This is a genomic window from Legionella tunisiensis (genome assembly GCF_000308315.1).
Classification (GTDB): domain Bacteria; phylum Pseudomonadota; class Gammaproteobacteria; order Legionellales; family Legionellaceae; genus Tatlockia; species Tatlockia tunisiensis.
The window spans coordinates 1-8,870 of record NZ_CALJ01000311.1; the positions used below are offsets into that span (position 1 = coordinate 1).

The window sequence follows — 8,870 nt, forward strand, 5'->3', positions numbered from 1 at the left end:
CGGAAAGTCCTGCCAGTCGCGTCGTTTTCCCTTGATAAAACAATTGCTTGTTGGCTCATTTTCAACGATTTTTCTGGCTACCTCCAGGATTAATTTCTTATCGGATTGGTTATAATGCCTCTCGATAAAGCAGCGAAGGCCTTCCCAGAGAATACGTCGATTAATGCGGATGAAAAAACTCATGATATCAAGTTTTAGCACGTAGCAGTCTCTTTGGTAATTTAAGGAGCATTTGCGGATAAATTGTGCGGCACGTGCAATCCCCAGATGCGCGCCTCGTCCTTTGCGGCTCGCATAGCTGTCATAAATAAAGGTTTTCTCAAACAGCGGATTCAATTGATTAATTAACCAGTGATGCACCACCCGGTCACGAAAGTCTGCTGCAAAGATTTCGCGTTTCACCGGTTTATCAATCACAAAAGCAATGGAGCGTCCAGGATGCCAGGTGCTGGAATTGAGCTCATCTCGCAAAGCAATGAGATTGCTTTCATAATCCGTTTCAAAGCGGAGTGCATTCATGGTATTACGCTTATTCTTGCGGCAATCAAAATAGGCCTGGAACAAGGATTCCAGGTTTGCACCTTGCTCCCTATGGTTATGCTCTTTTTCTCCCATAGCTTATCCCAATAAAGTGGTGTGGGCCTGTTAATGCCCACACCGATTGTGACTTTGCTTTGTTTAAAACCCCGAACGCACCTAACCCGAAGATTGTTGTTCTTATTGTCGTCGTTCTGGTTGCCATTGTTGAAGTTCTGGTTCCAGGCGTTGTTCGTAGGGTTGCCGGAAAACTCGGTAGAACTCCAGTAGTTGTCATTGGCAAAACCGCCCTAAACAATGAATAAAGGCGTTTTGGTCCGCACAAGGGGCCTTGTGCAAACGCGAATCAACTGCCGAGGCAGTCCCTTTATCGCTTTTAAACAAAAGCATGCTCGCTCATGAATGCCATAACATTCATGATTCCGGCTTATCGACTGGCATTACGCCAGCCGGTCACCTGTTTGCCTATGCGTACCAAGAGTTCACTTAACAGAGCTTGCCTTTTAAGTGATATCAGCTTCATCTCGACACACAGGCGAATTTCCAGTTTCAATAACTCCAGCTCATCTAAAAATAACTCCAAATGCTCTACTCTGTTTTGATGCTTGTTGGCCCGGTAAATACAACGAAGCAAATGAAGGGCATCACGCTTCATATCCTGGCCCAGGGTGTATTTATATTCCCTTGGAAAATCGCGGGTTACCTCAAACACTCTCAAAACCAACTGATAACTGTCCTTATAAACCGGTAACTCCGTATAGAAAGCCATTAATAACAATCCAAATCATTCGTCTTTAAATAAATCATGAGGCAGCCTAGCTGCCTCAAAAGAAAAGGGATAAAGGGTTTAAGGGTTAAAAGCCCGAACGCACCTAACCCGAAGACTGAAGCCCTTATCGTCGCCGAGCTGGCTGCCATTGAAGAAGTACTGGAGCCAGGCGGCGAACGTAGGGTCGCCGGAAAACTCGGTAGAACTCCAGTAGCCGGCACTGGCAAAACCGCCAATGGCCGCCCTATTGGTAAATAAGCAGTTGAGTTGACCTGCGGGTGTCAAATTATTTCCGGCTGGCAAAAACCAATCGTCATAGCAGGTGTTTCCTGCCTGACAGGGAGTGTTCCCTTGGGAGTCCACCTCAAAGTCATTACACAATTGTGCTGCATAAGGTGTGCCGCCATTACTGCCTAATGCAGTAACAATGGCTGTGGTATTACTGGCTCCATCGGTATCACTTTGCGCCCCAGCCCCAATCGCTGTGCCGAATCCTCCCCATTCAATAGCTGTGCTGTTATCCGCAGTGGCGGCAATCAGATTATTGCCTGTGTTCAAGCAAGCAGTCGTTCCGCCAAAAGCCGGTTGTCCTACTGCGGTGGCCACGTAAGTATAGCCATTAGCTAGTGTGGCGCCACCTGCCGGCGTATTAATGACGACATCGACAGCTCCTGCGGTATGAGCAGGCGTGACGCCAGTCACCGTTGTAGAGTTGACGACAGTAACACTGGTGGCCGCTATTCCGTCAAAAGTAACGCTTGTTGCCCCCGTTAACCCGGTACCCGTTAAGGTAAAACCGGTTCCCCCTGATGCCGTTCCTGAGGTTGGGTTGATGGCGGTCAGCGTACTGCCTGATTGAATGGCAATGGCTGCCGTCAGCGCATTGGTATTGGTGCCTTGGATGGTGAAATTCGTTTGCGGCACCACCGTATTTCCTGGTGTGTAAGTCAGTGTGCAACTGCCTCCTGGTGGCACATTGGCGCAGGTATTGCCTGTTTCGGTGACATTGCCATCCAGTGCCGTCCCTGTGAAATTTGATGTGATGTTGGTGGCCACCACCTCAAGGGTCGTGTTGGTAATCGTGAGCTGCCCCGTTGGGCCATTAGCCGTTAGTGTTAAAGGAGACCCTGTGACGGTAATCACCGCATCCGTTATCGGTGGCGCCTGCGTAATGCGCAGAATATTGGCGCTACTGGGGCGATAGCACTGGTTAGTTGAACCTTGTTGGCAAACTACGGGACCATCCATAACCGGACTGTTTAACTGACTGCCGTTTATCTGTAAAGACAGAATGCAGGAATTCTTGCCTCTGAGAACAAAAGGATTTCCGCAAATATTGAGTCCCGTGGTGATTTGCGTAATGCCACGAATGGGCTGCATGGTTAAGGTGTGTGGCTTGCTGGATTGATTGGTGACTCGGTATTGCACCAAAGCTGTACCATTGGCAGGCACTGCCATCGTGGTAGCCGTCAGTGGCTCAAAGGTCCACAATGGAGTCCCTGCAAAAACGGTTGTCATCATGAACACTGAGCACAAGAAAGCCAGTGTTCTATTCAAAAAAATGTTGTTGCTGTATCGAAGCATGGCCTTTGTCCTTATGCGATGTAAGTCAGATTAAACAAAACCCCATTGGTGTCAAGGTGATTAAGGGCTAATCCTGAATTCATGGCCTGCCCAAAAGCACGACCCAGTTCACTTTTAGGGGTTTAGGTCAGCAAATTACCATTTTATGCTGTCTTGCTCTAACCCAATGAATTTACAAAATTTTTCAAAAACATGAAAAAGTGAATTTTAGCCTAAAATAGCTTGTTTTTAGCCCCCAAATTATTCGCATAAGTAGACATATACGAATAAACCAGCACCTTTTTCTTGTATTATGCGAAACAAACAGGTGGCCTAACCCTAGGGTTAATTATTCACATAATACATGCGAATACACTAAAATAATCCACTCAGGATCTCCACTCATCCGTATTTGTTTTTCACTGTAATTATTCGCATAATATGCCACAGCATAAAATGGTAATTTGCTGACCTAAACCCCTTTTACCCCAGTCGGCAAACTCATAACCAACCCCAACCTGCCAATGCTCACTGATGGATTTCTGCACCCCAGCACCCAGCGTGTAGGTGAACGCGGTTTTTGTGTGGTCTGTAAAGTTGGAATTGGGTAAGGCTTCAAAAATCAAAGGCGTATTCGTAAAATCATGAGCGCGGTTAAACCCCACCCCAAGACTTGCGCTCACCCAGGGCATGAGCCAATAACCCTTATCAAGCAACAGCTTGCCTTTTACTGCTACGCGAGTGTTGCGCACTTTGTATTGGTAGCTGTAATTATCAAATTGAGGGTCGGCATCATCCCATATCACGCCCTGAAGTTTGGCATTACCAGTCGTGGCGGCTGCCAATCCCAGTTGCCCCAGCCATTGAGAAGCCAATGCTTTTTGTATGCCAACAAACAGCTCCCCAGAAGCCAGAGCATTAGTGGAAATTCTCGCCGCATAAGTCTTTTCAATTTCTGGCGCCAAATAAAAAGTCTGTGTCTCACCACCCCTGGCCCAAATGGGACCCGCGGCTATCGAACCAACCCAGGTCCAGTCTTTAGAGAGAATAACAGGCCCCATAGTGCCTGCAAAGGCTGTACTTCCCAACACACCGGCAGCAGTGATAGAAAGAAATAAACGATACTTCATAAGTGCTCCTTGCAAAGTAAAAACGAGTCATTAAGTGAAAATAGTAAGCAGTCAGCGGCAATCGATTGGCATAATATGGGAGTGAATGCACGAACGCGTAGCATGGGATAAAAACCGAGCAAAGAGATGAGACAAGTCCCTGGGTAAAGGAAAGAAACACCATAAAATGTAAGGGGAATAGACAATGGAAAATCTAGTGCTGATTGCTGATTGCTGATTGCTGGCAATGGCCCAGTCATTGGACGTTATGAGCAAGTCTTGTTTGATATCTAGTAAATAGTTCATTCCCTGTACCAGCATCCTAATATGTTATTTTAATATTGAAAAACTATTCCAAATTATGATACTTTGTTAATGATTGAAAATCAAAAAATTCATTCGATTTTTATCCATCAAACGCACCCCAAACATTTCGCGACAGAGACTAAGACGTCGGTGTCGCGAAATGTTTTGTTCACCAAAATAATCGATAAGTCTTAATTTAACGCATTAACGCCTTGCTAAAATCAGAGTGAACCCATCCATCTCAATCACGTCAATTGTATGCTCATTTTTTCGATAATATTTGCATTATTTGCTGTAATATTATTCACTACATCAACTTTTGGACGTGCCTCGCCTGCAAGACAACGAGTAAGCTGCCTTAAATTGAATCCAAATACAGTAGCGTAACCAGCGCTTTTGGTGGTTTTATCAGATTGCATACGGCTTCTACCCAATTGACCGCCATGTTTCGTGTGGCTAATCAAAGGCTCGATGCCAGCACGTCGATGATGTTGGCTCATTTGAATAACTTTACAAGCGATTTCTAAGACCAATGCCTTGTCGGCTTGGTTATAATGCGTCTCGATGAAGCAGCGAAGTCTTTCCCAGAGAATACGTCGATTAATGCGGATGAAAAAACTCATGATATCGAGTTTTAGCACATGGCAGTCTCTTTGGTAATTTAAGGCGCATTTGCGGATAAATTGCGCCGCACGCGCAATGCCCATATGTGCGCCACGCCCTTTGCGGCTGGCATAGCTGTCGAAAATAAAGGCTTTCTCAAACAAGGGATTCAGTAGAACGCGGACGAAAACCCGCCAAAGTTACAGGGAATTGCCAAGTTGGAACACAATGTGCTATGGACTGTAGACAGCTTATTGCTTGCAGGAAGATCAAATATGAAAAAATTTCATTTTTTCTTGTTAATTTTTTATTATTACAACGAACCTATTTAATTCAGAAAGAAATAAAATTGTGCGCGCTTTAAATATGGGTACTGTTTAAGAAAATGATACTATCAAAATCGTATTTGCAGTGGGCTTCTTGAAAAAATTATTATGTATTTAAAGAATATCTAATTAAGCAGGGGAAATTCTCCTAATCTATAGGTTGTAATTTCCTTTAGTAAATGGGTAATAAAGAAATTATCAGATTAAATTAAAATAACTCTTTTTTATTGGAGACTTTAATGCCTAATAATGCTGATTCGAACTACTTGGAAATTTTGGTTGATACTGATTGTTCCCATGATGATGTTAAATGGCTTAAAGGTGCTTTAAACCAATATAATACGGAAGTTTTGCCAGATAATAATCACCATTTTACGGTGATTAACAGGGATTCCGAAGCTAATATTATTGCTGGTGATTGCTGAAGTACCGGGCTATATCCAACGATATGCACGTATCTACTTAGAAAAATTCCTGCAGTAAACATTGGTTCACACTATTGTGAGGAGGGATTTAGTTGACGCCAAAGTTTATAAACTTCAATTCCCTCCGGATCGGGATGATAGGTCATTGGTAAATTGCGATCTTGCCAGGGTTTGCCAAATTCAGCATAAAAATTATCTAAGGTAAAATATTTCCGATGATCAACGTAATAGTGGGAGTAATCATCTCGCGTAGTAATAAAAGTAACTTTATGTGGGCTACAATAATACATGGCTGCCAGGCACATGGGGCAGGGATGAGCAAGAATGTAAAAACTCACAATCGGTCAGATGTTCCGTGCCTAACTTTGTACAAGCCTCACGTATAGCAACAATTTCTGCATGGGCAGTTGGATCCTTGGTTTGTGCAACTTGGTTGGTTGCTTGAGCAATGACATGACCATGCTGGACTATGAGGCAGGCAAAGGGTCGGCCGCCATGTTTTACGTTTTCTTTTGCTAGTGCAATAGTTTGTTTAATAAAATTAGTCATGGTAACCACCGCCCAATCTCTTCCCTGATGGCATATTGGGTTAATTATAGCATGGGAATTTATATTGCCTTCATAAATAGCTACAATCATTTTTCTAGTTTTTCATTTTAAATGAAAGTAAATTTTATCGCATAAGGTTAGGTATGAAATTTAAGGATTCGGCATTTGAGAGCAGATACAATGAACTATGGAATACACAAGTTGTGGCAGCGGATAAAGAAATAAAAGAGCATTTAATAGGTTATTTTCTTTGGTAGCAAAACAAGATTTGACTTCTGCCATTAATAAATATTGTCAAAATGTACTCAATATCCTTAATAATATTTCTCGGCAATTGGAGAGTTCAACGTTTGAAGATCTGGATGAAGTTGAAGCTTATATAGAGCAAACCAAAGAAGCAGCTTTGGATGATTTAGCAATTTACCGCTCTAAGATAGTGACTCGGTATGAGGCTGATTCTAGTTATATAAAACAGATTGATAATTTTACTAATAAAATTGAGACAATGAATAGTACAGTGTTAAGTTGTAAGTAGTTATTATAATCTGAGTTATTAACCCTACCTAAATTCCTTTGTTAAAGCATCTACCAGCTTTGGATAGTGAAATTGGTAACCGTTTTCCAGTAAGCGTTTGGGTATAACTCGTTGTCCTCTAAGCAACAAACAGTCTCCCATTTCACCAAACAGAGTACGTATAATAAATGCTGGGGTTTTAAGTAATAAAGGACGATGCATGGCTTTAGCAAGTGTATGAGCAAATTCCGTCTGGCTTACCGGGTAGGGTGATGTGATATTAAAGGCACCAGTTAATTCAGGACTATTCAATAAGAATAAAAAAGCGTCAACAAGATCCTGACTATGTATCCAGGAAATGATTTGTTTGCCGTCACCTACTATCGAGCCTAAACCGAAATAAAAACTGGGGGTTAGTTTTTTAGCATACCCTGGCCTTTTTTAAGCACAACACCAAAACGGGTAATCGTTGTTTGCATGCCATGATCGATTGCCGGTTGCAGGGCTTGCTGCCAACGTATTCCTATTTCGCTTAGAAAATCCCTCGGATGATTAAAATCAATGATACTGTTTTCGTCAAAAGCTTCCAGAGCCCCATTCTCTTGGAGGCCATAAATCCCGACTGCATTTGCGCAATAAAATCGAGGTTTTGCATGTTGCTTAATGGCCCAATCGATCAACGTTGTATTTGTGTTGACACGTGATTCAATAAGTTGCTTTTTTACTTCTTTAGTCCAGCGGGAAGCGGCAATGTTGTAACCACAAAGATTGATGAGTACATCATAAGTTTGAGCATCCAGTTCATGTAGAGTATCCCAAGTACACATGGTAACCGGGTTAGAAAAACGTTGTTGTAAGGTTGCTCTGTTTCGTCCTAACACAGTAAGGCTATGCTGGGTCAATGCTTTTACCAATTCTTGGCCAATAAAGCCGGAAGCACCAGCAATTAAGATCTTCATGAAAATGTTCCTTCCTGTTTAAGACTATTAATGACTGCATCTGATAACGAAGTAAGCGTTAATGTTTCCTTTAAGGTAGCGCGTAAAACATCAATGCTCAAGCGTTTGGAGGCGAGCATAAACTCTCTTTTCATTGGGCTTGATATCGCCCACATTTGTTCCCACGACTCATAAGGTGCTGCTTCTAATCCAAGTGCTTGTGCAACTTGCTGCTGTAAGGTGCCAAACACGTCTGGTTTACCATCAGCGATGTTATAAATGCCGCTTAACGCAATTTTTTGGCAAATTGATAGGCAATTTTACTGAGATCATGTACATAGATATGATTGGTGTAAGGTGCTTCATTAGGTGCAAGAAGCGGTTGTTGGGCAATAGCTGCTTGCAGTGGCAAGCGATTAGGTCCATAGATACCTGCCACACGAAACAATATGCAGGGAATTTTCTGTTGTTTACAAAAGGCGAGCCATTGCTGTTCAGCATTTAAGCGACGATATTGCCTAGGGTGATCCAAATGGCAGTTTGACTGTTCATCAACCCAGTTTCCCTGATGGTCACCATAAACACCACTAGAACCAAAGTAAATGACTTTGACAGGTTGTATGGAGCATAAGCTAAGGAAGGTTTGCAGGATATTATCTTGTTCACCATCGTTGGGTGGTGGAATTAAATAATAAAGTACGGTGTCTTTTTCTTGCCAGAGAAAAGGTTTATTGATGTCATGAATAATATGTTGTAAACCTGGCAAATTCATTGATTCGTCAAGATGACGTGATACAGCAGTCACGGTTTGTTGTCGGTTTAATAAATAATGTGCCAAATGATAACCGCAATAACCGTAGCCTATAATCAAGTGATGCATGAATGCTCCTATAAATTGCCTTTAAAGCGGCACAAATTTTGATAGTCACAATTCTGGCAAACTGAAATGCTATTGGGCTGAGGAGGACAATGACCTTGGCTGAATTCACCGGCTAAATCATTTAATTGACTTTGCCAATGTTGGCGATAATCAACCCAGTTTTCGTCTTTTTTAAAGTAATTATTCCAGGGACGGAATATGTTTCTGCACTTAACCCTTTACAAGTTAACTGACCTGCTTTTAACTGAGCAAACAACAGTGCATTAATCGTTTCATCCAATAAAGCATAGAGTAAAAGTTGGGGTACTTGCGGGCGCTCTTCTTCCATGGCATGCTTTGCGGCAAACTAGT

The 8,870-nt window shown here is 42.6% G+C and carries 17 protein-coding genes (1 of these 17 running past the window's edge); 3 read left to right on the forward strand and 14 right to left on the reverse strand.

The window, feature by feature from the left end:
* The coding region (locus BN58_RS18680) for a reverse transcriptase domain-containing protein (protein ID WP_019218129.1) at positions 1-615 on the reverse strand (615 nt) is incomplete at its 3' end.
* A 59-nt stretch (positions 616-674) separates the two neighbouring features.
* On the opposite strand from BN58_RS18680, the gene BN58_RS35340 reads away from it, so the two are divergent.
* Complete coding sequence (locus BN58_RS35340) at positions 675-842, forward strand: hypothetical protein (protein WP_232220797.1); 168 nt, start codon at positions 675-677, stop codon at positions 840-842.
* Positions 843-964: 122 nt separating this feature from the next.
* Here the strand turns inward: BN58_RS35340 and BN58_RS18685 are convergent, their stop codons facing one another.
* The 4 genes from BN58_RS18685 to BN58_RS35350 all read right to left on the reverse strand — a co-directional run bounded on the left by BN58_RS18685 (position 965) and on the right by BN58_RS35350 (position 5,051).
* The gene (locus tag BN58_RS18685) at positions 965-1,306 is read right to left on the reverse strand and encodes a four helix bundle protein (RefSeq protein ID WP_019218130.1); all 342 of its coding nucleotides are present in this window, start codon (positions 1,304-1,306) and stop codon (positions 965-967) included.
* A gap of 78 nt (positions 1,307-1,384) precedes the next feature.
* Positions 1,385-2,890 (reverse strand): IPT/TIG domain-containing protein, encoded by a 1,506-nt coding sequence (locus tag BN58_RS18690; RefSeq protein ID WP_198009973.1) that lies wholly within the window; start codon positions 2,888-2,890, stop codon positions 1,385-1,387.
* Positions 2,891-3,297: 407 nt separating this feature from the next.
* Positions 3,298-3,999, reverse strand: a complete 702-nt coding sequence (locus tag BN58_RS18695; protein ID WP_019218132.1) for an outer membrane protein — start codon at positions 3,997-3,999, stop codon at positions 3,298-3,300.
* A gap of 530 nt (positions 4,000-4,529) precedes the next feature.
* A complete protein-coding gene (locus BN58_RS35350) occupies positions 4,530-5,051 on the reverse strand; it encodes an RNA-dependent RNA polymerase family protein (RefSeq protein ID WP_019218133.1) in 522 nt (173 codons plus the stop codon).
* A 401-nt stretch (positions 5,052-5,452) separates the two neighbouring features.
* On the opposite strand from BN58_RS35350, the gene BN58_RS18705 reads away from it, so the two are divergent.
* Entirely contained in the window at positions 5,453-5,638 is a 186-nt protein-coding gene (locus BN58_RS18705; protein WP_019218134.1) for a hypothetical protein, read from the forward strand.
* A 71-nt stretch (positions 5,639-5,709) separates the two neighbouring features.
* Here BN58_RS18705 and BN58_RS35355 read toward each other — a convergent pair whose 3' ends face one another.
* Positions 5,710-5,928, reverse strand: coding sequence for a hypothetical protein (locus BN58_RS35355; RefSeq protein ID WP_232220799.1), 219 nt, complete (start codon positions 5,926-5,928; stop codon positions 5,710-5,712).
* Positions 5,915-6,187, reverse strand: a complete 273-nt coding sequence (locus BN58_RS35360) for a nucleoside deaminase (protein ID WP_232220801.1) — start codon at positions 6,185-6,187, stop codon at positions 5,915-5,917. Before BN58_RS35360 ends, BN58_RS35355 begins: the two co-directional genes overlap by 14 nt.
* A gap of 250 nt (positions 6,188-6,437) precedes the next feature.
* Here BN58_RS35360 and BN58_RS18720 point away from each other — a divergent pair, with 250 nt between their 5' ends.
* Complete coding sequence (locus tag BN58_RS18720) at positions 6,438-6,722, forward strand: hypothetical protein (RefSeq protein ID WP_019218136.1); 285 nt, start codon at positions 6,438-6,440, stop codon at positions 6,720-6,722.
* 24 nt (positions 6,723-6,746) lie between these two features.
* On the opposite strand, the gene BN58_RS35365 is transcribed toward BN58_RS18720, so the two are convergent.
* The 7 genes from BN58_RS35365 to BN58_RS27215 form a co-directional block, all read right to left on the reverse strand.
* The gene (locus BN58_RS35365) at positions 6,747-7,013 is read right to left on the reverse strand and encodes a DUF1731 domain-containing protein (protein ID WP_019218137.1); all 267 of its coding nucleotides are present in this window, start codon (positions 7,011-7,013) and stop codon (positions 6,747-6,749) included.
* 101 nt (positions 7,014-7,114) lie between these two features.
* Positions 7,115-7,660 carry an NAD-dependent epimerase/dehydratase family protein gene (locus tag BN58_RS35370; protein WP_019218138.1) on the reverse strand — a complete coding sequence of 182 codons (546 nt, stop codon included), beginning with the start codon at positions 7,658-7,660 and terminating at the stop codon, positions 7,115-7,117.
* Entirely contained in the window at positions 7,657-7,890 is a 234-nt protein-coding gene (locus BN58_RS35375) for a hypothetical protein (RefSeq protein WP_019218139.1), read from the reverse strand. The genes BN58_RS35370 and BN58_RS35375 overlap by 4 nt, the downstream gene beginning before the upstream one ends.
* 35 nt (positions 7,891-7,925) lie before the next feature.
* On the reverse strand, positions 7,926-8,519 hold the full coding sequence (locus BN58_RS27210) for an NAD-dependent epimerase/dehydratase family protein (protein WP_019218140.1): 594 nt from the start codon (positions 8,517-8,519) through the stop codon (positions 7,926-7,928).
* Between the two features lie 8 nt (positions 8,520-8,527).
* Positions 8,528-8,719, reverse strand: a complete 192-nt coding sequence (locus BN58_RS31290; protein ID WP_156812639.1) for a PD-(D/E)XK nuclease family protein — start codon at positions 8,717-8,719, stop codon at positions 8,528-8,530.
* On the reverse strand, positions 8,641-8,847 hold the full coding sequence (locus BN58_RS29195; RefSeq protein WP_051131959.1) for a hypothetical protein: 207 nt from the start codon (positions 8,845-8,847) through the stop codon (positions 8,641-8,643). Before BN58_RS29195 ends, BN58_RS31290 begins: the two co-directional genes overlap by 79 nt.
* Before the next feature lie 18 nt (positions 8,848-8,865).
* Positions 8,866-8,870: the final stretch of a PD-(D/E)XK nuclease family protein gene (locus tag BN58_RS27215; RefSeq protein ID WP_051131960.1), read on the reverse strand. The gene runs 2,047 nt beyond the window's last position; 5 of the gene's 2,052 nt are visible here — the last part of the coding sequence; its start codon lies off the right edge, out of view; the stop codon is at positions 8,866-8,868.